Consider the following 24,782-nt stretch of genomic DNA (forward strand, 5'->3'; position numbering starts at 1 on the left):
GGGAATGGGAGAAATGTTCACGTTCAAACAAAAGGGGTGTATGTTTGGTATGTGATTTATTTCACATCTTTACTTTATCATGGAATAACAGATACATCAACCCTTCACATCACATTTAACATGATTGTCACATTTGTAAATAATAACAACGCTTTTAAATTATACCAAAATAACTCTCATCGACATTTTTTCGGAATAAAAAACCTTATTCCTTCGTTTCACAACTAAGGAATAAGGTTTAGCTATTTAAATTATTTGTTCAACAAGAGGGTTTCTAATTCGTTCAACTTTTCCTCAAACACGCGACAAGCTTCTTCAATTGGTTCGGCAGTTGTCATATCAACGCCCGCTTTCTTCAACACTTCAATCGGATAATCTGAAGATCCTGCTTTTAGGAAGTTATTAATATAACGATCCACCGCCGGCTCTCCTTCTGATAGAATTTGGTTACTTAGTGCCACAGCAGCACTATAGCCAGTCGCATATTGATATACATAATAATTATAGTAGAAATGAGGAATTCGCGCCCACTCTAGCCCAATTTCTTCATCCACAACAATGTCATCACCAAAGTACTTCTTATTAAGCGCATAGTACTCTTCAGTTAGTTTTTCCGCCGTCAAAGCAACACCTTGCTGGTCCAATTGATGAATTAAATGTTCAAACTCTGCAAACATCGTTTGGCGGAATACTGTACCACGGAAACCATCCAACCAATAATTCAACAAGTATATTCTTTTTTGCTCATCATCTATTGTCTTTAACAAATGATCGTTTAAAATGGCTTCGTTCACCGTAGAGGCAACCTCAGCAACAAAAATAGAATAGCCGCTGTAAACGTATGGTTGGTATTTTCTTGAATAATAACTATGCACACTATGCCCAAACTCGTGCGCTAATGTAAACAAATTACTAGCATTATCATGCCAGTTCATTAAAATATATGGATTTGTACCATATGTCCCAGAAGAATAAGCACCTGAACGTTTCCCAACATTTTCACGGACGTCTACCCAGCGATTGTCAAGTCCTTCCTTCACAATCGATACATATTCTTCACCAAGTGGGTGGAAACTCTCCAGCATGGTTTGTGTAGCTTCTTCATACGTATATTTCATGTTCGCGTCTTGAACAAGTGGTGCGTACATGTCCCACATATGAAGCTCGTCTAGTTCAAATACTTTTTTACGCAATGCAACATATCGTTGGAGCAAATGAACATTTTTATTAATTGTTGATACTAAATTTTCATAGACTTGCTCAGGAATATGGTTGTTCGACATTGCCGCCTCACGTGCGGATGAATAATTACGTATGCGTGCGTTCACGTTATTCCCTTTCACATTTCCAGATAATGTAGAGGCAAACGTATTTTTAAATTCATCATACTTCGAAAACATTGCTTTAAAAGCTTCCTCTCGAACGCTAGGCTTGTGACTCTCTAAAAAGCCGATATAACGGCCATGGGATAATTCAACTTCTTCTCCATCTTCATTTTTAATTTTTGGGAAAGTTAAGTCTGCATTATTTAACATACTAAACGTTTCAGATGGATTCCCCGTTACTTCCGATAATTGAGCAAGCAGTGCTTCCTGCTCCGCCGGTAAGACGTGAGGACGCATTTTATTCAATTCTTCAATCTCTTGCTTATACAATTTAAGTCCGTCATGTTCTTCTACCCAGCTATTTAATGTCGCTTCATCAATTGAAAGCAATTCAGGCAAAAAGAAGGACAACGTAGTGGACACTTTCACAACAAGCGTTTTAATACGTCCATCCATCGCTTGATAAAAGCTATTCGTTGTATCTTGGTCTGTCTTTAAATGTGCGTAGACATTCAGACGGCGCAATCTTTGCATTAGTGTATCACGATACGTTAACGCCTCTAATAGTGCCTCTGCACCGTTCTCCAATGTTCCTTTATAAGTCTGTCCTTGTTCTGAATACTTTTCTACTTCGCTATATTCATGTTCCCATTCAGCGTCCGTTGCAAAAATATCTTCCAAACGCCAAGTCTCTTCTACATTCACTTCATCACGAGTGAGAACCCTGTTTGTTGATTCCGTTGACATAAAACTCCTCCTCATTTACTTCGAGTAACGAACAACTTATATTTTCTCAATTTTCATTTCCCTTTGCAAGTATTGCGTAAAAAGAACTTCAAAATACTGAACGTCCTTTATCTTTTCAAAATCATGGACTGATTGCACACCAATTGAAAATAAAAATTTTAAGTACTGTTCACAAGCTTCTACTGCATCCTCTTCCGGTTTCCCATACCGATGCGCAAATTCATGTATATGTTTTAACGTAACCTGACGGAGATTCAAGTTTTTCATTTCAACAAAATGCAAAAATGCAAGTTGCCATTCAGCAGCATGTTCTGTAAATATATTTTTAAAAGCGATAGGAACGCCAATCCATGCCGGCAATTCGCTAGGAATTAACTTTAATTCATAGCACATTCGGAGAAATGCGTTATGGATCCCTTTTCGATTATAAAAAATACGAGATTTCAAATACTTGTTTCTTAATGAGGAATGCAACGTGTAATAATTTTGGATTTCTTCCCTAGTTAGCGGCTTTGGTCTCACAAAAGGAAAGCATTGCTTATCCAATGAAAGGACACGGTGCTTTCCTATAAACTGTCTACCTGAAACATGAAGAAGTGAACTTAAATAATGGAATTTTTTAGTGTAAGGTTCATAGGTGAGGAAAACAAGTCCTTCAGAAGTGTCAGTGAGAAATCTTTCTTCAAATTGAGATAATGAATAAGTCGTTATCCCTTGGGGAAGTTTTTGAAGTTTGTGTGGTGTGCGTAGAATCCATATAGGATTCATACCTGCACTCATATACCCTTTCGTTCTTTCGGCAATTTGGCGTAGCGGGATTTGGCTACACTGAAATTCAATAGGAATCACTTCTGACGTTGTGGTAACCAATACATCTGGACGCTGGGCTAATTTTTTGAAATACGGCTCTAGTCGTACATCTAAATGTTTGATTTGCTGTAAGAATTCATATAACTGTTGCTTACCTAGTAGGTGTTCCGTTGATTCCCCTTCAGAAAACATAGATCGACATACACTGTCTTGCTGATGAGCAAAATGAGGAATAACGATATCACCCACTTTCAATAAAACTTTTTCATTACATTGCGGACAGAAAAAAACTTCTCGCTTACGCAACGCTCTTAATTCATTTCGCTTCATTGAACCTGTAAGCGTAAAATATTTTCCTTCGGTCATTTTGGCCATTAATATCACAACCACCCCCTCTTTTAGAATTATACAAAATTTATGAAAATGATACAAATGTTAACAGATAGTTGATCGAGTCAAGTTTTTATGGGTACTATTTTAAGCAGAGATTTTCTCTTCTAGGATAGTAAAGTATTCCGTTTTTAAAAATGCCAAACAAACTATGTTGATTTCCGTTCCGAGCGGACGCTTTCGGTGGGGCGTGCGGCGAGCCTCCTCGGTCGCTTCGCTCCACTGCGGGGTCTCACCTGTCACGCTAATCCCACCCGAGTCGCCGCTCTGCACTCCAATCAACAGAGATTCCTTATATATAAATTTTTATAAACGCAAATAACTATCAAGATTTTCTTTATAAATAACTTCGTTAACTCAAAATCCTAGGAGGCCTTTTAATGTATTATAAACTGGTTTTCCAGTTGCCTGATGTAAGAAAGTTGTTTCTTATCGTCTCTCCAGCACTATTTTTAAGCTTTTCTATGTATTTTTTAGGTGGTTTACTTTCAATCTGTATATCAAGTTTATTTTTATTCAATGTGCATACCAATTAACCGGAGTGGAAATCGGCGACTCCTGCGGGAACAGCGCGAGCCGAAGACCCTGGACTGAGCGGAGCGAGGGAAGCGGCTGAGGCCGTGCCCGCGGAAAGCGTCCGATTGGAACGGAGATTAATTGTGTTGCGGAACTTTTATTTATCCTCCGCAAAAGCTTTACTTATAACAGTAAGATATCTTTTCGCTTGTACTATTAATTTTTTTCAAAATAAAAAACGTAATGCGTGAAAAATCATTACGTTTTAAAGTGTTCTATTTTATTTTAATGTAGCTTACCTTTTGACAAGGTTAACTACTTAAAAATATTTTTCAATTTGCGAAAATACATCCGATTCAAAAATCACTTTACCATATTCTTGCAGAATATGAATTGTTATTTTATCCGGCTTAGCGAATTCGGAAAGAACGCTAAACATATTTGTTTTTTGTTTATTGTCCATTTCCTCAACGTCATACTTAACATGCAAATAATATTTAGATTCATATGCATATAATGACGTATGTGCTTCGTAGTCATGCATACGGCTAGTAATACTGATGACATCTTCGAAATCATTGAAGACAAAAGTATTTTCAAGCCAGTCATTCTCTTTATTTAACCCGTTTTTCAAAATATCTTCAATATCCTCAAAGGTTCCGTCATCTTGCTCTTGAAATAATTGACTGGGATCCTCATCGTAAAACGGAGATTCTATCATTTGACCATCGTTTGCCAGTGCACGGGTGACTGTTACTTCTATTCCATCGTTTTTTGCATGAACTTGAATCCAAAGTGGCCCTTCTACTGCAAATTCAGACTGCTCGTTTATTTCATCCATCATATCCCAAAACAGTTCTTCACTTTTCTCGCGATTATTCCAAACTTCTTCACGAGTAAATCCGCGTTCTTCTATGTCGACATATGATAGAAAAAACTTCACTGTATCCTCATTAATACGTTCTATTTCCATTCTAATCTCTCCCTCCCATTATAATTAGGATTTGTATCGGTTCCTGTTATATATGAATGTTGTAAACCTACAATGCCTTATTATTACTATATGACTGTTCCTCAAGTTTTGTAAGGGTTTCTATACAGATTCATATTTTAAATAGTTTACGTTATTGTAGATAACATTCATCAGTAAAGCAAGGGAAAGAGAAAAGCCGATAGGTATATGGCATTTTACAATGTCTCCCCTATCAGCTTTTTTATTTCATATCATTAGTTAACCATACGTCGTGCTTCTAGTAACTGGTAAGCCCTTACTTTTCGCGGGAGGAACCGTCGGATTTCATCTTCATTATATCCTACTTGAAGTCTCTTTTCATCTAGAATGATTGGTCTTCTTAAGAGACCCGGATGCTCCTGAATTAACTCATAAAGACGTTGTAGCGGTAAACTTTCAACATCTACGTTTAGTTTTTGGTAAATCTTTGAACGGGTTGAAATAATTTCATCTGTCCCATCCTCAGTCATACGCAGTATTTCTTTTATTTCATCGATATTCAAAGGTTCGGAGAAAATATTTCGTTCGGTATACGGAATTTCATGTTCCTCCAGCCATGCTTTTGCTTTTCGGCATGACGTACAGCTCGGTGATGTAAATAATGTTACCATCATACACTGACACTTCCTTTCAAATCGTTTTGTGTATTTTATCTTCAAATTAGAATTATTGTAAACTAAAACTTTCTATTACTAGTATACACAATTTCACCATCGATTAAAACAGTTTTTTTGAATAACTTTAAAAATAATATCATATCGACACATTTTCGCAATATAGTCGATTTCCTGTCACTTTTTCAATCAATTCTTTCTACTCTATCTGTTATACCCGTTCACACCAAAAATAAACATCAGTTTATTTAATTTCTCATATTCTCATTTAGTCTCCTTATATTGAAAAACAAATCTACTTACTAATAGAACGTTTCAAAAATGAAAAAGTTCCAAATTATATACCTTTACGCATTGGACATCACAATAAAATATAGCCCCCCACTTAAGTGTCGTTAAGTAAGGGACTATCTATCATGGTTTATAATTAACGCCTGTTGAATACGTATTTCCTGCATTCCAAAGAAGATACTCGTTAATTCCATTATCTTGGAGCGCTTTAATTTGCGCCTCCACTTCAGCTTTCCCGTATTTCAAGTAATTTCCAGAACCAAGCCAAGAAGCAGTAAAGTCTTGCAACCAAGGTCGTGATACAGGTTGATTCTCTAACTTTCCTAATACTTCGTTTTCAACCTTTGCATATTCGGCTACTAATTTATAAGGCTCCAAATCAGGTTTTGCAATTCCAAAATAAGAAGTCCAATGACTTGGATAAATCATCGAAGAAATAACGTCTACATTTTCCGAGATTTTCGAGAAGTTCTGCCCAATTCCTGGTGCTTCAGTCAACGTCGCTGCGTAGCCAAAAATATCCACAGACACCTCTACCCCATAAGGCTTCAACTGTTCACGCGCATAAGCAACAAAATCCGTGACAGCTTCAACACGTCTCTGTACAGGATCAAGTTCAGATTCTGCATAATCCCCGTAAGAATATTCTAATGACTCAAAGCGCTTTTCGAAACCTTCCGGGAATCGAACATAGTCAAACTGAATTTCTTGGAAGCCCATTTTCGCCGCCTCTATTGCAATTTCAACATTATAATCCCATACATCCTTCATAAACGGATTGACAAACGCTTCCTTGCGTCCATTTTTCCAAACAGTTTCACCTTCTGTAAATGAAAGATCCGGCCGCTTTTCTGCCAACACTGTATCTTTAAAGACGACGATACGACCAATTGGATAAATTTTCTTTTCTTCTAGTTCTTCTAATAATGCGCGCGGATTCTTAATATAAGATTTACCAATATCCATCGTTGCTAACGAAGAATCTCCCTCAGGAATATACGTTAAATTTCCAAAATCATCTTTAATATCAATGACCATTGCATTTAAATCCGTTGAATCAATTAAATCAACAAGATTTTGAAAACGTGCTCCCCCCGCTGAATGACCAGTTACGTATATGCCACGAACCGCATCAGGGTACTCAAACGTAAGACCCGAGTCATAGCGGAATAAAGTCGACGTTGCGATAATTCGTTTATCAATCTCTTCAAAACCATATGTACGTTCTGTAAAATCTGCCATCTTTTGATTTTTCTCAGCATATCCTATAGTAGGAATTGCTAACATACATGCGACTAGTAATATCGCGAACCAACTTTTTCTCTTCACTTCGACAACATCCTTTCTATTTCACCAGTTTAACAGGGAATTCGCACAAGATAAAGTGACTTTATGAACATTCTTTCTTGCATATCCATGAGTTTCGCATTATAATACAGTCAATTCAACATAAATGTATTTTCCTTAATTCACAAAAAATAAAAAGCATTGAAGGAAAGAGTAATTTTATAACGGCTGGACAGAGAGTCTGTGGTTGGTGCGAACAGGCAGCCTTATTAAATGAATTGGATTCCTGAGCTGAATAGATGAACACAGTTTTATTTGCACATCGTCAGTAGTCTGTTACGTTTCTCCGCGTTAAGGAGTTTGAGTGGCCGTTTCGGCAATTCGGGTGGTATCACGGTTGATCTAAAATCAGTCGTCCCTTTTTTAGGGATGACTGATTTTTTATTTTCAATAACGTTAATTTCATCATTGCTTTATAATTATAGGAAGCCAAACCGACTTTGTACAATTTCATATATCAAACGTTGTCGGTATCGGGAAATTTTTAAGGAGGAAATTCAAATGAAAACTATCTTTTCAGGTGTACAACCAACAGGTACAGTAACAATCGGAAACTATATCGGAGCATTTCGTCAATTTACAGAACTGCAGCATGAATACCATTGTAATTTCTGTATTGTAGACCAACATGCCATTACAGTTCGTCAAGATCCAAAAGAATTGCACCAAACCATTCGTTCACTTGCCGCTTTATATGTAGCTAGCGGGATTGATCCTGAAAAAGCAAATTTATTTATTCAATCCGAGGTGCCTGCACACGCGCAAGCCGCTTGGATTATGCAATGTATTTCGTATATTGGTGAATTGGAACGTATGACCCAATTTAAAGATAAATCCGAAGGGCAAGAAGGAGTTTCAGCTGCACTTCTAACGTATCCACCCTTAATGGCTGCAGATATTCTATTGTACAACACAGATATCGTACCGGTTGGTGATGATCAAACGCAACATTTAGAACTCACAAGAAACTTAGCAGAGCGTTTCAATAGTCGTTACGGTAACACATTGACGATTCCTGAAATTAGAGTCCCAAAAACAGGTGCACGAATTAAATCACTTCAAGAACCAACAAAGAAAATGAGTAAATCTGATCCGAATAAACGAGCAACGATTTCTTTACTTGATACACCGAAAGAAATCGAGAAAAAGATAAAAAGTGCGGTGACTGACTCAGAAGGCATCGTCAAATTTGATGAAGAAAATAAACCTGGCGTCTCAAACTTGCTTGCAATTGAGGCAGCAATGAGCGACCGAACGATTGATGAGGTCGTTGCGAAGTATGATGGTTTACGTTACGGCGACTTTAAAGCAGGTGTTGCAGAAGCAGTCATCAATCACTTAACACCTATCCAAGAAAATTATAACAACCTAATCGAATCCTCTAAATTAGATGACATCTTAGACGAAGGCGCGGAAAAAGCGAATAAAATTGCTTCAGCTACCCTGAAGAGAATGGAAGACGCAATGGGCCTCGGAAGGAAACGATAATAATCATCGTGACTGCCGATATTACTAAAATCGCAAAATCAGGGGTTCGTACAATGTAATATAGCACTGCATCCCATGTATGACCTAGTGTCCTATAGTTTAAATAAATAATAATTTGTGCGGTACTCATTACAAGTAATCCGTAACTAATTAAAAATATAAAAAATCTTGTCACGTATACCTTCCTTTATCTTTTAGTTAACTATATGTATGGACAATGTAAATTTAGACGAAAAAGGTGAACCACTACACATTGTAATGGTTCACCTTTTATTAGATTCATTAGATTTTCTTAAATACTAGTGATGCGTTATGACCGCCAAAACCTAGTGAATTACTCATTGCATATTCAATATCCATTTCGCGTGCCTCATTTGGTACATAGTCGAGGTCGCAATCTGGGTCTGGTGTGTTGTAGTTAATCGTCGGTGGCACAATTCCTTCTTTAAGTGCTTTTACAGTAAAGATTGCTTCGAGTCCACCTGCTGCACCTAATAAGTGTCCAGTCATCGATTTTGTTGAGCTGATTGCTAAGTTTTTAGCATGGTCGCCAAATACCGTTTTTGCCGCCTTCGTTTCAAACTCATCGTTATACGGCGTACTCGTTCCGTGTGCGTTAATATACCCTACTTGAGTAAGTTCCGCACCACTTTGCTCAAGCGCTTGTTTCATCGCTCTCGCAGCGCCTTCACCTTCAGGAGCTGGTGCAGTAATGTGATGCGCATCCCCTGTTGAGCCATACCCTACGATTTCCGCATAAATTTTCGCGCCTCGCTTCACAGCATGGTCATACTCTTCTAGGATAAGAATACCTGCTCCTTCACCAATAATGAAGCCATCACGGTCTGCATCGAATGGGCGTGATGCCGTTGATGGATTTGGATTTAATGATAGTGCTTTATTCGCACAAAAACCTGCGACAGCCATCGTTGTAATCGGTGCTTCAGCGCCGCCTGTTATCATGACATCCGCATCACCACGACGAATCACTTCAAATGCGTCTCCGATTGAATTTGTTCCTGATGCACACGCAGTTACCGAACAAGAGTTGATGCCTTTCGCGCCAAAATGGATAGATACTTGACCAGATGCCATATCTGGAATCATCATCGGAACGAAAAATGGACTTACTCTGCGATATCCTCTCTTTTGGAACATCTCAAATTGTTGTTCATGCGTTTCCATGCCGCCAATCCCGGAACCAATCCAGACACCGGTTTTTAAAGCAAGTTCTTCATCTAAATTTTCTAGACCTGCATCTTCCATTGCCATAATCGAAGCAGCAAGTGCATAATGCGTAAAGCGGTCCATTTTACGTGCTTCTTTTCTTTCAATATATTGTTCAATATCAAAGTTTTTAACTTCTGCAGCAACTTTCACTGGGAATTGTTCGCTATCAAGCCTTGTTAATAAACCAATCCCAGACTCTCCGCTAATGACGGATTTCCAAGATTCTTCTGCAGTATTTCCTACTGGTGATACTGCGCCAACTCCTGTTACAACTACACGTCGTACATTCATTTTTATACTTCCTTTCAATAAATATTGGACCATTTATTAGTATAGTCGATTTGCTTTATTTTCCCCATCTCATACACACAGCGCCCCAAGTTAAGCCTCCGCCAAACCCGACGAAAACTAAGACATCATCGTCTTTTATTTTTCCCTCGGCTAAATCATCGACAAGAGAAATAGGGATAGATGCTGCTGAAGTATTACCGTATTTCTGGATTGTTTTCGACATTTTTTCAATCGGTAATTCCAATCTCTCACGCGAAGCTTCCATAATTCGAATGTTTGCCTGATGAGGAATTAAATAATCTACATCTTCTTTTGAAAGTCCCGCTTTTTCAATTACATTTACAGCTGATTCTCCCATTTGACGAACAGCAAATTTAAATACCTCACGGCCATTCATGACAAGCTTATCATCTTGGTATAAATGCTTTCCACCCGAACCATCTGCGCCAAGTTCGAATGATAAGATTCCGCGGCCCTCACTGACTGCACCAACAATTGCTGCACCAGCTCCATCACCGAATAGGACGGCAGTATTACGGTCTTCCCAGTCTGTGATTTTCGATAGTTTTTCAACCCCAACAACAAGCACGTTTTGATACGTATTTGTCTCAATAAACTGTTTTGCTGTTACAAGACCATACATAAATCCGGCACATGCTGCCGAAAGATCCATTGCTGCTGCATTTTTCGCTCCGAGCTGTTCTTGTAACATCGTCGCAACGGATGGAAATGGACGATCTGGCGTAACAGTCGCAACTAGAATTAAATCAATCTCTTCCGCTGTAATACCAGCATCCTCAATCGCATTAACCGCTGCTTGATAGGCCATATGAGATGTATCCATGTCATCGTCAGCGATATGCCTTTCTTCAATTCCTGTCATCGTACGAATCCATTCATCCGAAGTATCCATACGCTTTTCTAAATCTTCATTTGTTAAAATATGTGGCGGCACAAATTTACCGACGCCTATTAGACCAGCGTTCATTCAATTTCCTCCGTTCATTATTATCTAATATTAGTACCTGGTAGTAATTATAAAAGATTTTAAGCAGATTTACAACAGACCGACACGATTTCGCCAAAATAATCGTATGTTTTATTGGATAATATGTTTCAGAAATGTACATGCTGTGATACAATCGTAAAGGAAATAGTTATGTAGGGGTGAAATCCGTTGAGATTTATTATGGCATTTGTGTGGTCATTTGTATTGGTCGCTTTATTGAACTATGTAGTTGGAGCGATTGCAAACGTTCCATTCGATTTTCAAGCTGGAGTGATGATTTCTCTAGTTATGGCAGTATTGGTTATTCTATTAGGTGAAGCAATTCCAAATCAGGAAGTTTCTGATAACTAATCGTGTTATTTTAAAGGCTATTCAAAAGTGAATACTTTTGGATAGCTTTTTTGCATTAAATAGAACGAATCGGTCATATTAAGTCGCTCTAATTAAACCAATACCAAAAAGACTTCTTAACATAGAAGTCTTTTTGGTAGATTAATGATTTATTTTGCCTTTTCAACTTGAAGTTGATTCTCCATCATAGAAAGCGTAAGTTCATCGCCAGGTCCTACTTCTCCTTTAATGATTTCCTTTGCTACAGTGGTTTCTACATGTCGCTGGATAAATCTTGCTAATGGGCGGGCACCGAATTCAGCATCTGTCCCTCGTTCAACAATCGAATTTAGCACGTCTTCCCCGTAAGTAATCGTCACTTCTTGCTCTGCTAACCTATTCGCAAGTTCGTTGAGCATTTTTTGAGCAATTCGTTTAAAGGAATCACCTGTTAAAGAATGGAAAATGATAATGTCATCCATTCTATTGAGTAACTCGGGTTTAAAATGCTTTCTTAATTCAAACATGACAAGGTCTTCAACTGCATGCTCTTCGGTATCCCCTACCCCATCCAATAAATAAGATGAACCGATATTAGACGTCATAATGATGACGGTATTCGTGAAATTAACGAGTCTGCCTTGACTATCCGTAATCCGACCATCGTCCAAGGCTTGCAAAAGAATATTTGCCACGTCGGGATGTGCTTTTTCAATCTCATCTAATAATACAACGGCGTATGGATTTCTCCTGACTGCTTCCGTCAACTGACCGCCTTCTTCAAAACCAATATATCCAGGAGGTGCACCGACGAGCCTCGAAACACTATGTTTTTCCATATACTCGGACATATCAATTCGAATAAAATGCTCTTCCGAGTCAAACAAAGTAGCAGCAAGCGTCTTCGCAAGTTCCGTTTTTCCAACGCCTGTTGGTCCTAGGAACAAAAACGAACCGATGGGCTTGTTAGGATCTTGAATTCCCGCACGAGCACGCCAAACAGCTTCAGTAACCAACTGGACCGCATCTTCTTGACCAATGACCCGTTCTTCTAGCGTTTCTTTAAGGCGCAACAACTTTTCCCTCTCACCTTCTACAAGCTTGGTCACTGGAATTCCCGTCCACCTCGCAACAATCATCGCAATTTCTTCTTCCGTCACTTCTTCACGTAATAAACGCGATTCTTTGCCGTCCAATAAAGGAGCTTCTACCTCTTTTAGTTCAGCTTCAACCGCCGGAATTTTTCCGTGACGAAGTTCAGCTGCTTTATTTAAATCATAACGATTTTCCGCGTCTTCTAATTCGCGACGCAAGCGGTCTAATTCACTGCGTTTTTCTTGAATTTCATTTAACGTACTCTTTTCCGCTTCCCATTGTTCACGCATATCTGCTGATGAATCTTTTAATTGTTGCAACTCTTCCCGGAGCGATGCTAGACGGTTTTGACTTGCTGCATCTTTCTCTTTGGTGAGCGCCTGCTCTTCAATTTCCAGTTGCATGATTCTTCTAGTGATCGCGTCTAATTCTTGAGGCATCGAGTCTATTTCCGTCCGGATCATCGCACTTGCTTCATCGATTAAGTCGATGGCTTTATCCGGCAAAAATCTTTCGGTTAAATAGCGATTTGATAAGGCGGAAGCCGCTACAATGGCACGATCATGAATTCGCACGCCATGATGCAATTCGAACATTTCTTTTAGTCCCCGTAAAATAGAAACTGTGTCTTCAACAGATGGTTCACGGACCATGACTTGTTGAAAGCGGCGTTCAAGCGCTGGGTCTTTTTCAATATACATACGATACTCATCAAGTGTCGTTGCACCGATGCAATAAAGCTCTCCACGTGCCAACATCGGCTTTAGCATATTACCCGCATCCATCGCCCCGTCCAATTTTCCAGCACCGACAATCGTATGGATTTCATCGATAAACATGATAATTTGCCCTTCGCTATCTTTCACTTGTTTCAAGACAGCCTTTAATCTTTCTTCAAACTCGCCCCGATACTTGGCACCCGCGATCAGCGCACTCATATCCAACTCAAAAATTTCTTTACCCTTTAATCCTTCAGGTACGTCCCCTTTTACAATTCTTTGGGCTAATCCTTCTACAATCGCTGTTTTTCCAACACCAGGTTCACCTATTAGCACTGGATTATTTTTTGTTTTTCTAGATAAAATACGAATCGCATTGCGAATTTCTTCATCTCGACCGATAACAGGGTCAAGCTTTGCATTTTTTACATCTTCAACAAGATTTCGCCCATATTGTTCTAACGGAGTTCGTTCATCTTGTTCCCCTTGCATTCTCATTGATATCACCCTTTCCATTAATATTTGACCTTTCTTGACTAATTGGATTATAAATTGAAATAGACGTTTAGGTAAAGAATATTGCTTTAATAGCTTATATTTTATTATCCCTTTTTATCATATGACTTAAACTTACGTAGTTTGGATAATTCGTGGCGAATCCGGTCAGGCACGCGGAGTACACTGGACCTGGGAGGAATTCAATTGGACGCGGGCGGAATTCGTGACTGAGCGGGGAGTTCATCACATTAGGAATTAGGGTAACGCCCCTTTTCTGGTATTACATTTTTATTAGTAAACATAAAAAAACTGTACAACTTAGAAAAAATTGTACAGTTTCATAAAATGTTAACTATATGGTTAACAACTTATTTTATTTATCTAACGCCTAGTGCCATTTTTGCATAGCGTGACATTTTATCTTTTGACCACGGAGGATTCCAGACGATATTTACGTCAACGTCTTTTACTTCTGGAAGCTCCATAAGTTCTTGTTTAATATTCGCCACAATTTGCGGCCCCATCGGACATCCCATTGATGTAAGTGTCATCGTTACGATTGCCTTACCTTCATCGTCTAATTCTACATCATAAATAAGTCCTAGGTTTACAATATCTATACCAAGTTCTGGGTCAATTACGTTTTCAATTGCACCCATCATACTATCTTTCATTTCTTGACTCATGCTCATCTTCCTTTCCATTCTAGACTTAACTCCATCATAACAATGTTTCCTTATTCATTCAAATGACTTGCAAGCCAACTGACCGCATCTAGCATGCCTGTACGTGTCACCGCATGTGCTGCGTTGTTATCAGTGACAAAAACAAAATCATTCGGTCTATCAGAATATGTTTCTTTTACTTCCTTATAAAATTTAAAAGTCGGTCCGTACGGGACAACTTGGTCATTTTTACCATGCCAAAAATAAACTGGCCTTCCCTTTAAAGAGAAGGGGTCTCTTGTAATATCAAATAGAGAAATATTCTCTAGTAATTGATTTTTCTCTTCTGCTGTTACAGGTAATGTAAATCCTTTTTGTTCAAACTCATGTATTTGCGCTTTTGCTAAATCAACAAAACCGGGCGCCCCCATCATAATAATAGATGCATCGATCCAATCGTAAATTTTAAGGGAACCAAGCGTAGAAATACCTCCCATAGAAGTCCCACCTACACCTATTTTTGCCGAGGTGGAAAGCCCACGTTCCTTTATCTCATTGTGCAAAACCTTAAGTTCTTCAATATTTGTCATGACGATTTCCCAAAATCGCAAAGCAAGTTCTACTTCATCAAGGTTTTCCGACCGAACGCCATGTAAGTGAGCATCAGGTAATAGCACTCGAATCCCTTCTTTAGCAAGATTATAAGCATAATGTAAGTTATGCTCTTTTGCGCTCGTAAATCCATGTAAAAAAATAGCAACTGGCACATCTATATTTTCAAATTCACTTTCGACAATATGTAAAAGTGGGATGTTGCGCCACATTTCTTCTTTAATAATCATGCATTCACAACCTTTTTCTTTTCATTTTTAGTCAATTTCATAATCCAATCTTTTCGCTGCGCCGATGCAATATATAGTTTGGGCAATTATGAAATTGCCTCTGTTGAGTTAAACCGTTCTCAACTATATATTGTATCAACTTAGCGGTTTTAAGTAATTATGAAATTGACTCAGTTAGCTTAACAAAGTTTTTCTAAAAAAACAAAACATGCTGTTAATGTTTTCAATTTTTGACTTGGCTATTCATTTAACTGTAGACTACGTAAAAGGGGGAATTGGATTGAAACCACATTTAATCGTTCTCGACTTGGACGGAACGTTACTGACAGATGATAAAGTGATTACAGAAAAGACTGTACACTCGATACAAAAAGCAAAACAACAAGGTCATCATGTGATGTTTGCGACTGGAAGACCTTACCGTGCGACGGAGTCTTATTATCACCAGCTGGGATTAAATACACCTGTTGTTAATTTTAACGGCGCCTTTGTGCATCATCCACTTGATTCTTCTTGGAAAACGATTCATGAAACGTTATCCTTATCTCTTGTGAAAGAAGTAATGGATGCGATGCAACAATTCCCTTGGCATAATGTCGTCGCGGAGGTTTTGGATGATGTTTATGTCCATTATCACGACGAAAAAGTGTTAAATAATTTCAAAAAAATGGGGCAATCGAATGTGACGACTGGGGACCTTCAACAATACTTACAAGACGACCCTACTTCAATACTGATTCAGGCGGACGAATCTGATATCACAGCGATACAATCACATTTAAGTCAAGTACATGCCGAAGTCGTGGGTCATCGATTTTGGAACGCACCTTGGGGCCATGTCGTTGAAGTATTTCGCAGTGGACTCAGTAAAGCTGCTGGCCTAGCACATGTCTCCAAATGGATGGATATTCCAAAAGAACGTATCATTGCTTTTGGCGATGAAAACAATGATCTTGAAATGATTGACTATGTAGGTCATGGTGTCGCAATGGCAAATGGAATTGATGAACTTAAATCAATCGCTGACGAAGTAACGAAAGCTACAAATAATGAAGACGGTATTGCAGAAGTCTTGAACAATCGTTTAAAATTATAGTACGTTTTATTATTTTATAATAAGGATTTTTATAATGACAGATAGGCGGATAGAGCTGTATCATTATGAACCGAAATTATCATTTAATACTTTATAGATGCCGAGTCCGCCCCCAAAAATAAAGTCATCATTATTCCGAATTTTTTATCATTATAACATCTACCTTAGGGGGTTAACATTTTGAAAATATTTGCAGACAGTGCATCTGATTTACCTAAATCTTTTTTTGATGAGCAACAAGTAGATTTAATTTCATTGCATGTCATCATTGATGAAGATGAATATAGAGATATCATCGAAATTAATTCAAAAGAAGTTTATGATGCCATACGTAGTGGAAAACAACCTAAAACATCACAAGCATCACCAGAGTTTTTTATGGAAGAATGGACAAAACTAGCAAAATCTGGCGAAGAAGGAATTTATATTGCTTTCTCATCAGAATTATCGGGAACATATAATACAGCCGTCATGATTCGTGACCAAGTGAAAGAAGTATATCCCGATTTGAATTTAGTAATTATCGATTCAAAATGCGCCTCTCTAGGCTATGGGCTCCTCGTAAAAGAAGCTGCTCGATTACGTAATGAAGGCGATGATTTATTGTCAGTCGAACAAAAAATTCGCTTTATGGCCCAACATATGGAACACCTTTTCACCGTTGAAGATTTAGATTATATGGCAAAAGGCGGCCGTGTATCAAAGGCGAGCGCATTTATCGGTGGACTGTTAAATATTAAACCACTTTTACACGTAGAAGACGGTAAACTGGTACCCATCGAAAAACACCGTGGTCGAAAGAAAGTCGTGCGTAGAATGCTAGATTTAATGGAAGAACGCGGCGATCGTTTATCAGAACAACACATCGGCATTAACCACGCGGATGATGAAGCCATCGCTTTAGAATTAAAATCAGCCATTCAAGAAAGGTTTAATCCCAAGAGCATAGACGTTCAAATGATTGGGTCAGTTATTGGTGCTCACGTTGGTCCAGGAACATTTTCTGTTTATTTCCTTAACAAGCTTCAATAAGCATAAAGGCGGGATATGACATTGAAAATAATTATTGTCGGTGCAATTGCTGGTGGATCTACTGTTGCCTCTCAAATCAGAAGAACTTTGCCAAATGCTTCGATTACACTAATCGGTTCTGACTCAAGGATTGGGTATGGATCTTGTGGTATGCCTTTTGTCATTGGTGGGCTGATAGAGGACAAAGAGAAAATCGGAGGTCCAAATCCTAAACGATTTAGCGAAACTCGAAATATTCGTACATTGGTCAAACACCAAGTCACTTCAATTAATCGCAAGTCTAAGACTGTTGAAGTATGTAACTTAGAAACAAATGAAACTTTTCAAGTATCCTATGACAAACTCATTCTATCCACAGGTTGTCATTCTCGTGTTCCTTCATTAAAAGGGTTAGGTGATTTACCATTTTTCACACTGAAAAGCTACGCTGATATGGAAGAAATCGTCCGTTATCTCGATACTGAAAAACCTCAATCTTGTGCCGTGATGGGCGGTGGTTTCATCGGTATCGAACTCGTTGAAAACTTTATTCGCCGTGGCATTCAAACTGCGCTCATTTTACGTGGCAATCGCGTCATGAGTTCAATGGATAAAGAAATAACAGACGTTCTATATGAAGAAATGAAAGCAAATGATGTAGATTTTTATTTTAACGATGAAATAGAACGGATTGAGGGTAATCGACTGATTATGAAAAACGGCGTTGCGATCAAAACCGACTTTCTCGTTGCAAGTATTGGCGTAATCCCTAATACATCGTTAGCGATTGAAAGTGGCCTTACAATTGGCGTCACTGATGGCGTTGTTGTGAATGAATACATGCAAACAGACGACCCAGATATTTATGCCATTGGAGATATTGCTGAATGTATAGACTGGGTAACTGGGAAACCAAAACGAGTGCAACTCGCATGGCATGCACATAGACAAGCATTTATCGTTTCAAGTCATCTTGCAGATCGTCCTGTGAAATTGAATCCTTTTTTAGGGACTACGATCACGAAACTTTTCTCTTTGACGGCTGGAATGGTTGGTTTATCAGAGCAAGATCTTCGTGCGGAAGGATTCGATTTTGACACAGTTTCACACGAGGGACGAACGAATGCAGGTTATTACCCTGACCATGGCACAATCTTAATACGGGTCCATTTTGACCGAAATACGAGACAAATCCTAGGAGCCCAAGCAGTTGGGAATAAAGGGGTAGACAAACGATTGGATATTCTCGTAACCGCAATGATGGGCAATATGACTGTTGATGACTTAGCCGCACTTGAATTAAGCTATTCCCCACCCTATTCATCACCGAAAGATCCGATTAATTTGGTTGGTTATAAAGCGAACCTTTGAAAAAAATTATACAAAAAAATCCCTTCCATCCACTCAATTGGATTGGAAAGGGATTTTTTATTAGGCATGCACAGGTTTAATTGAATAATCTCTTGCTTTTAATTCGCCTGCTTCAATTTCCTCTACAAAGTGGCAAGCCGCTTGATGTGTCACTTCCATTGACTCGTGCGTGTGTAACACTGGTTCAATTTCTTTACATTTATCTTGAGCAAATGGACAACGCGTATGGAAACGGCATCCCGTCGGTGGATCGATTGGTGACGGTACATCTCCTTTTAGCGGAATATGTTGCTTTTCATGCGTTGGATCTGGTACCGGGATTGCTGACAACAACGCTTTTGTATAAGGATGTTTAGGATGATCGAAAATTTCGTTTCGCTCACCGATTTCAACAATTTTACCTAAATACATGACAATTACGCGATCTGATATATGACGAACGACCCCTAAATCATGAGAAATAAATAAATAAGTCAATTTAAATTTCTCTTGTAATTCTTCCAACAAGTTTAGCACTTGTGCTTGAATGGAAACATCCAATGCCGAAACGGCTTCGTCACAAATAATCAGCTTTGGATCGACCGCGAGCGCTCTTGCAATTCCGATTCTTTGACGTTGCCCCCCTGAAAATTCATGTGGATAACGATCAGCTTGCTGTTCGTTCAACCCAACAATTTTTAGTAATTCCAATACACGTTCTCGTCTCTTATTTGCTGGCACTGAATTTTGAATGGCCATCGCTTCTGTTAAAATACCAGAAACCGTTTGTCTTGGGTTAATGGACGCGTACGGATCTTGGAAAATAATTTGTAAATCTTTTCTTTTCTGTCTCATTTGTCTATTAGACAATGCTGTAATATCAACACCATCAAACTGAACTGTTCCTTCGGTAGGATCTTCTAATCGCAGAATCGCACGACCCGTCGTTGATTTCCCACAACCCGATTCTCCAACGATACTTACCGTTTCACCTTCATATACTTCAAATGTAATCCCATCAACTGCTTTTACATGGTTGACAGTTCTGCCTAACATGCCGCCTTTAATGGGAAAATGTTGTTTTAGCCCCTCAACTTTGAGCAACTCTTTTTTTGCCATAAACGTTTACCTCCGCTTCTCCGTCCCATTCATCAGTATAAATCCAACAACGAACGTCGTTCCCGTTGTCGTCTTTGATTAGTTCAGGTAATCTCTCCCTGCATAAGTCTGTTGCAGCTGGACATCTCGGAGCAAATCTGCACCCTTTGGGCATATCGCGCGGACTTGGAACGTTTCCGCGAATCGGCTCTAACTTTCCTTGTTCTAAATCATGTCGCGGCAACGAGTTTAACAGACCAATTGTATAAGGATGCTTTGGATCTGCAAATAACGTATGTACATCCGAATATTCAACAACTTGGCCGGCATACATAACTGCAACGAAATCACATGTTTCAGCTACAACTCCAAGGTCGTGTGTAATAAAGATTACTGACATCCCTAAACGATGCTGTAATTCTTTTATCAAATCGAGTATTTGTGCCTGAATTGTTACATCGAGCGCAGTTGTCGGCTCATCCGCAATTAACATTTCTGGATCACATGCTAATGCCATTGCAATCATCACACGTTGACGCATTCCACCAGAAAGTTCGTACGGGTAATTTTTCACACGCGCTTCTGGAGATGGAATTCCTACAAGTTTTAGTAATTCAACAGAACGATTCATCGCTTGTTTTTTAGATAATTTTTGGTGTTTAATCAGTGATTCACTAATTTGTTGACCTACTGTAAAGACTGGATTTAATGATGTCATTGGTTCTTGAAATATCATTGAAATCGAGTTACCACGAATATTACGCATTTGTTCACTTGTATAATCTACTAAGTTCTTACCCTTAAAGAGAATTTCACCGTCTTGAATTCTCCCGTTAGAGGCAAGTAATTGTAAGATTGAAAGTGCTGTGATACTTTTTCCAGAGCCTGATTCTCCAACAATCCCTAAAGTCTTTCCTTTTGGCAGTGTAAAACTTACCCCGTCGACAGCTTTCACTTCGCCCTCGTCTGTTTGGAAAGACGTTCGGAGATTATTAACTTTTAATAAATCAGTTTCCATTTTACAATCCCTCTCTTCATGAAACCTACCACATTTATCGATATGCGATCTAGTTTAGTTATAGTTAGATTAGTTCAAATCAATTCTCTTATTTAACATGCGATAAGAAATATCTACGAGCATATTCACTAAGACGAATAGCAAGGAAATAATTAAAATTGTACCTTGTACGATTGGGAAATCACGTTCTCTAATTGCATCAATTGTTAAACGTCCCATTCCATTAATCGCAAAGATGGTTTCTGTAATGACTGCTCCACCAAGAAATGCTCCAAATTCAAGTCCAACAACTGTAATGACTGGAATTAATGCATTTTTCAAAGCGTGGCGATAAGTTACAATTCTTTCACTTAAACCTTTGGCTCTAGCAGTTCGAATATAGTCTTGTCCAATAACTTCTAACATGGAAGCCCTCGTCATTCTAGCAATAATGGCAGCACCACTCGTACCTAAACAAATAACAGGTAGTAAGATTTGACGCCAACTATCTCCCCATCCAGAAGGTCTCATTTTCATGAATTCAGGCAACCAGTCTGCACCGATTGCAAACCACTGAATGAGTACAAGTCCCAACCAAAAGTTCGGCATCGATAAACCGAATAGCGCGACAATCATAATTGAGACATCCGCCCATGTCGAATGACGCACCGCCGATATAATCCCTGCAATTAATCCGAGAAATACCGCTAGTATCGTAGCGTATATAGCTAGCTCAGCAGTCACCCAAAATCGACCTTTAATTTCTTCTAATACTGGTCTACCACTCCTAATAGAATTCCCTAAGTCTCCTTGGATAGCACCCGATACATAATTATAATATTGAACTGGTTTTGGATCATTTAAGCCTAATTTTTCACGTATATTTTCAACGGTAGTTTCAGATGCTCCTTCACCTGCCATTATTTGTGCAGCATCTCCAGGAATTAAATGCATGAGTGAGAATACTAATATTGATACGCCTAATAAAACTGGAATTGTTTGTAAAAGTCTTCTTATGATATATTTACCCATTCATACTCACCCTCATCATTATTTCTTCATTTTCGGATCTAGTGCATCTCTTAATCCGTCTCCAAAAATATTAAATGCTAGTACGACAATCACAATCATCATTCCTGGAAATAGAATGAGATGTGGAGCACTCTTCATATAAGTACGTCCATCGTTTAACATTGCACCCCATTCAGGTTCCGGTGGTTGAGCACCAAGCCCTAGGAATGATAACCCGCTCGCAGTCAGAACTGCAGTTGCAATCCGTAAAGTAGCCTGTACAATTATCGGCGACATTACGTTTGGTAAAATATGCTTGAAAATGATTCGCAAATCTGATGCACCAAGTGCTCTCACTGCATCAATATATTCGAGCTTTCTGACAGACAAAGTGGAACCCCTTACAATTCTGGCAAATGCCGGTACTGAGAAAATACTGACAGCAATAATTACGTTTGTTAAGCTTCCACCTAATACACTAACAATCGCAAGTGCAAGTAAGATTCCCGGGAAAGCTAATAAAACGTCCATAATTCTCATAATAATCGTGTCTATTTTACCACCATAGTAACCTGACACAATCCCTAAGATCACGCCAACAATACCGCCCATCCCTACAGATAGAAAACCTACTTTTAAAGTAAGCGGCATGCCATACAATATCCTCGTGAAAATGTCCCTCCCGAAATTATCAGTTCCAAACCAATGCTCCTTGGAAGGCGGCTGTAACTTGTTTAATACATCTACTTTAGTAGGATCATACGAAATGATATGTGGACCAAATAATGAAACAATTATCGATGCAATAACAAATAGTAGAATAAGAAAACCGCCTACTACTGCTGCTTTATTTTTGATTAGTCTTTTCCAAAAAGCTTTATATGCCTCTATTCTAGGACTCGTTCTTTTGGTTTGGTCTATCATCGTAGCTGTTTTTCCTGTCATCTTTTTTAACACCCTTTCTCACTTTAAGTCATAATGACTTACTATAGATTCTACGAATAACAAGTATCATAACATGAAAGTACAATTATCGTAATAGTATTTCAAAAAATTTACTTACTAATTGTGCTTTTTGTTATTTTCCCTTTATAAAAATACACATTTTTGTCGTATTAACACGAATTATACGATAAGTTATCGAATGATTATCCCTTACGTCATTTAATTCACCAATTAAGAATAATTGAAATAAATCTAACAATTAACTTGCTTAAAAATCTGAATAATGCTAATATCTTGTTCATGTTGCTTCTTGTCGCAACATGAACATTTTTAGGGGGAATATATATAATGCAAAGAAAACGTAATTGGAGCTTGTTGCTAATTATGACAGTAGTCTTATCTATGTTTTTAGCAGCATGTGCAGGTGGAAGTAGTGATTCTGAGGAAGATAACAACTCAAATGAATCCGATAGCACCACAAATGAAAAGGCATTAGACTTTGTTATCGCAACTATTTCCGATGCCGCAAAACTCGATCCACATCTTTCAACGGACGTCCCGTCATATAACGTCCAAAACAACTTATTTGATGGACTCGTCAAGAAAGACAAAGACGACCAAATCGTTGAAAATCTTGCAACTAATTGGGAAGTTATTGACGATACAACTTGGGTTTTTGAACTTCGTGACGACGTAACATTCCATGACGGAGAAGCGTTTAATGCAGAAGTTGTCAAGAAAAACTTTGAACGTATTTTAGATGAAAATATCGCTGCTCCACGTGCTTTTATTTTCGAGATGATTACCGACATCGAAGTACTTGATGAATACAAAGTACAATTAACAACTGAATTTCCATTTGCACCATTACTAGCGCATTTAACTCACCCAGTTGGTGCTATGGTTAGTCCAAAATCAATTGATGAAGACTATGCTGCAATGGAAGAAGGGAAAGAGCCAGGCAGTGTTATTAATGAGCACCCTGTCGGAACTGGTTTTTTCAAATTTGACAACTGGAATCACGGAACAGAAGTTAAATTAGTGAAAAACGATAACTACTGGGGTCAAGAAGTTCAACTTAATTCTGTTACTTTCAAAGCAATCCCTGAAGGTGGTACTAGATTAGCAGAACTAGAGACAGGTTATGCACATTTAATCGAGCCAGTCCAGCCGAGCGAAGTTGCTTTAGTCGAAGACTCTGATAATGCATTTGTTGATGAAAGACTTTCTTCTTCACTTGCATATGTTGGGTTTAACCTTGAGAAGGAACCTTTCGACAATAAATTAGTGCGTCAAGCTGTCACAATGCTAATTAGCCAAAATGATATTCTGGAAGGAATTTACGAAGGACATGGTTTGGCAGCAACTGGGCCACTTGCACCAGGTGTGTTCGGACATGCTGAAAATCTTAAACCACTTCCTCATGATCCAGATAAAGCATTAGAATTACTTAAAGAAGCTGGTTATGAAGATGGATTTAAAACAACGCTTTGGACGAATGACAATCAACAACGTATGGATATGGCAATCTTAATTCAAGAGGCATTAAAGCAAGCGAATATCGAAGTTGATATTGAAATTGTTGAGTGGGGTGCTTATTTAGATAAGACTGCTAACGGTGAACATGATATGTTCATCCTAGGATTAACAAATCCAGTTGGAGATGCAGATTATTTCCTTTCACAATTATTCCATTCAGAAAATAAAGGCTTATCTGGAAACCGTACTTTCTATGAAAATCCTGAAGTGGATAAATTATTAGTAGAAGCAAGACAAGAAATTGATGAAAACAAGCGTCTAGAACTATATACTACAATTCAAGAAATTCTAATTGAAGATGCCCCAATGATGTATGTTCACCACCAATCATACTTATCGGGTCTTAGCAATTCAGTTGAGAATTATTGGATTGATCCATCAGGATACTACAAATTACAAGACATCACTATTAAAGAATAATATTATTTCTTAAAAACTCGTAATATATCAAAGTATTACGAGTTTTTTATTTTTCTAATTGTACAAATCATTTTTTTGTGCTATATTTCTGTTAAC

The 24,782-nt window shown here is 38.4% G+C and carries 21 protein-coding genes and 1 other annotated feature; of the genes, 7 read left to right on the forward strand and 14 right to left on the reverse strand.

What is annotated here, in order from left to right:
* Positions 1-251 precede the first annotated feature (251 nt).
* A complete protein-coding gene (pepF, locus tag AB1H92_RS10890) occupies positions 252-2,072 on the reverse strand; it encodes an oligoendopeptidase F (protein ID WP_115360274.1) in 1,821 nt (606 codons plus the stop codon).
* A 36-nt stretch (positions 2,073-2,108) separates the two neighbouring features.
* On the reverse strand, positions 2,109-3,257 hold the full coding sequence (locus AB1H92_RS10895; protein WP_115360273.1) for a competence protein CoiA: 1,149 nt from the start codon (positions 3,255-3,257) through the stop codon (positions 2,109-2,111).
* 395 nt (positions 3,258-3,652) lie between these two features.
* Here AB1H92_RS10895 and AB1H92_RS10900 point away from each other — a divergent pair, with 395 nt between their 5' ends.
* Entirely contained in the window at positions 3,653-3,808 is a 156-nt protein-coding gene (locus tag AB1H92_RS10900) for a hypothetical protein (protein WP_166739535.1), read from the forward strand.
* A gap of 299 nt (positions 3,809-4,107) precedes the next feature.
* Here the strand turns inward: AB1H92_RS10900 and mecA are convergent, their stop codons facing one another.
* The 3 genes from mecA to AB1H92_RS10915 form a co-directional block, all read right to left on the reverse strand.
* Positions 4,108-4,761: an adaptor protein MecA gene (gene mecA, locus AB1H92_RS10905; RefSeq protein ID WP_115360272.1), complete on the reverse strand. Its 654-nt coding sequence runs from the start codon at positions 4,759-4,761 to the stop codon at positions 4,108-4,110.
* A 254-nt stretch (positions 4,762-5,015) separates the two neighbouring features.
* Positions 5,016-5,411, reverse strand: coding sequence for a transcriptional regulator SpxA (gene spxA, locus AB1H92_RS10910; protein ID WP_166739594.1), 396 nt, complete (start codon positions 5,409-5,411; stop codon positions 5,016-5,018).
* Positions 5,412-5,828: 417 nt separating this feature from the next.
* Positions 5,829-7,034 (reverse strand): putative glycoside hydrolase, encoded by a 1,206-nt coding sequence (locus tag AB1H92_RS10915; protein WP_370474987.1) that lies wholly within the window; start codon positions 7,032-7,034, stop codon positions 5,829-5,831.
* A 150-nt stretch (positions 7,035-7,184) separates the two neighbouring features.
* Positions 7,185-7,415 (forward strand) — a binding site (T-box leader).
* Positions 7,416-7,553: 138 nt separating this feature from the next.
* Between AB1H92_RS10915 and trpS the strand changes: the two genes are divergently transcribed.
* Positions 7,554-8,540 (forward strand): tryptophan--tRNA ligase, encoded by a 987-nt coding sequence (trpS, locus tag AB1H92_RS10920; RefSeq protein WP_115360270.1) that lies wholly within the window; start codon positions 7,554-7,556, stop codon positions 8,538-8,540.
* A 282-nt stretch (positions 8,541-8,822) separates the two neighbouring features.
* On the opposite strand, the gene fabF is transcribed toward trpS, so the two are convergent.
* Positions 8,823-10,061 carry a beta-ketoacyl-ACP synthase II gene (gene fabF, locus AB1H92_RS10925; RefSeq protein ID WP_115360269.1) on the reverse strand — a complete coding sequence of 413 codons (1,239 nt, stop codon included), beginning with the start codon at positions 10,059-10,061 and terminating at the stop codon, positions 8,823-8,825.
* Between the two features lie 55 nt (positions 10,062-10,116).
* On the reverse strand, positions 10,117-11,049 hold the full coding sequence (locus AB1H92_RS10930) for a beta-ketoacyl-ACP synthase III (RefSeq protein WP_115360268.1): 933 nt from the start codon (positions 11,047-11,049) through the stop codon (positions 10,117-10,119).
* 189 nt (positions 11,050-11,238) lie between these two features.
* Here AB1H92_RS10930 and AB1H92_RS10935 point away from each other — a divergent pair, with 189 nt between their 5' ends.
* Entirely contained in the window at positions 11,239-11,421 is a 183-nt protein-coding gene (locus AB1H92_RS10935; protein WP_115360267.1) for a YjzD family protein, read from the forward strand.
* 149 nt (positions 11,422-11,570) lie between these two features.
* Here AB1H92_RS10935 and AB1H92_RS10940 read toward each other — a convergent pair whose 3' ends face one another.
* The 3 genes from AB1H92_RS10940 to AB1H92_RS10950 all read right to left on the reverse strand — a co-directional run bounded on the left by AB1H92_RS10940 (position 11,571) and on the right by AB1H92_RS10950 (position 15,219).
* Positions 11,571-13,706, reverse strand: coding sequence for an ATP-dependent Clp protease ATP-binding subunit (locus tag AB1H92_RS10940; RefSeq protein WP_115364038.1), 2,136 nt, complete (start codon positions 13,704-13,706; stop codon positions 11,571-11,573).
* Positions 13,707-14,089: 383 nt separating this feature from the next.
* The gene (locus AB1H92_RS10945) at positions 14,090-14,398 is read right to left on the reverse strand and encodes a metal-sulfur cluster assembly factor (RefSeq protein WP_115360266.1); all 309 of its coding nucleotides are present in this window, start codon (positions 14,396-14,398) and stop codon (positions 14,090-14,092) included.
* 50 nt (positions 14,399-14,448) lie between these two features.
* The gene (locus tag AB1H92_RS10950) at positions 14,449-15,219 is read right to left on the reverse strand and encodes a prolyl oligopeptidase family serine peptidase (RefSeq protein WP_115360265.1); all 771 of its coding nucleotides are present in this window, start codon (positions 15,217-15,219) and stop codon (positions 14,449-14,451) included.
* 280 nt (positions 15,220-15,499) lie between these two features.
* Between AB1H92_RS10950 and AB1H92_RS10955 the strand changes: the two genes are divergently transcribed.
* From AB1H92_RS10955 to AB1H92_RS10965, 3 genes are all read left to right on the forward strand, one after another.
* A complete protein-coding gene (locus tag AB1H92_RS10955) occupies positions 15,500-16,315 on the forward strand; it encodes a Cof-type HAD-IIB family hydrolase (RefSeq protein ID WP_115360264.1) in 816 nt (271 codons plus the stop codon).
* 180 nt (positions 16,316-16,495) lie between these two features.
* The gene (locus AB1H92_RS10960) at positions 16,496-17,347 is read left to right on the forward strand and encodes a DegV family protein (RefSeq protein ID WP_115360263.1); all 852 of its coding nucleotides are present in this window, start codon (positions 16,496-16,498) and stop codon (positions 17,345-17,347) included.
* Between the two features lie 21 nt (positions 17,348-17,368).
* Complete coding sequence (locus AB1H92_RS10965) at positions 17,369-18,697, forward strand: CoA-disulfide reductase (protein WP_115360262.1); 1,329 nt, start codon at positions 17,369-17,371, stop codon at positions 18,695-18,697.
* A gap of 60 nt (positions 18,698-18,757) precedes the next feature.
* Here the strand turns inward: AB1H92_RS10965 and AB1H92_RS10970 are convergent, their stop codons facing one another.
* From AB1H92_RS10970 to nikC, 4 genes are all read right to left on the reverse strand, one after another.
* Positions 18,758-19,795 carry an ABC transporter ATP-binding protein gene (locus tag AB1H92_RS10970; protein WP_115360261.1) on the reverse strand — a complete coding sequence of 346 codons (1,038 nt, stop codon included), beginning with the start codon at positions 19,793-19,795 and terminating at the stop codon, positions 18,758-18,760.
* The gene (locus AB1H92_RS10975; RefSeq protein WP_115360260.1) at positions 19,767-20,792 is read right to left on the reverse strand and encodes an ABC transporter ATP-binding protein; all 1,026 of its coding nucleotides are present in this window, start codon (positions 20,790-20,792) and stop codon (positions 19,767-19,769) included. Before AB1H92_RS10975 ends, AB1H92_RS10970 begins: the two co-directional genes overlap by 29 nt.
* Positions 20,793-20,861: 69 nt before the next feature.
* Positions 20,862-21,803, reverse strand: a complete 942-nt coding sequence (locus AB1H92_RS10980; protein ID WP_115360259.1) for an ABC transporter permease — start codon at positions 21,801-21,803, stop codon at positions 20,862-20,864.
* Between the two features lie 18 nt (positions 21,804-21,821).
* Entirely contained in the window at positions 21,822-22,706 is an 885-nt protein-coding gene (gene nikC / locus AB1H92_RS10985) for a nickel transporter permease (protein WP_370475587.1), read from the reverse strand.
* Positions 22,707-23,075: 369 nt separating this feature from the next.
* Between nikC and AB1H92_RS10990 the strand changes: the two genes are divergently transcribed.
* Positions 23,076-24,686, forward strand: a complete 1,611-nt coding sequence (locus AB1H92_RS10990; protein ID WP_115360257.1) for a glutathione ABC transporter substrate-binding protein — start codon at positions 23,076-23,078, stop codon at positions 24,684-24,686.
* Positions 24,687-24,782 lie beyond the last annotated feature (96 nt).

The sequence above is a fragment of the Sporosarcina pasteurii genome (genome assembly GCF_041295575.1).
Classification (GTDB): Bacteria; Bacillota; Bacilli; order Bacillales_A; family Planococcaceae; genus Sporosarcina; species Sporosarcina pasteurii.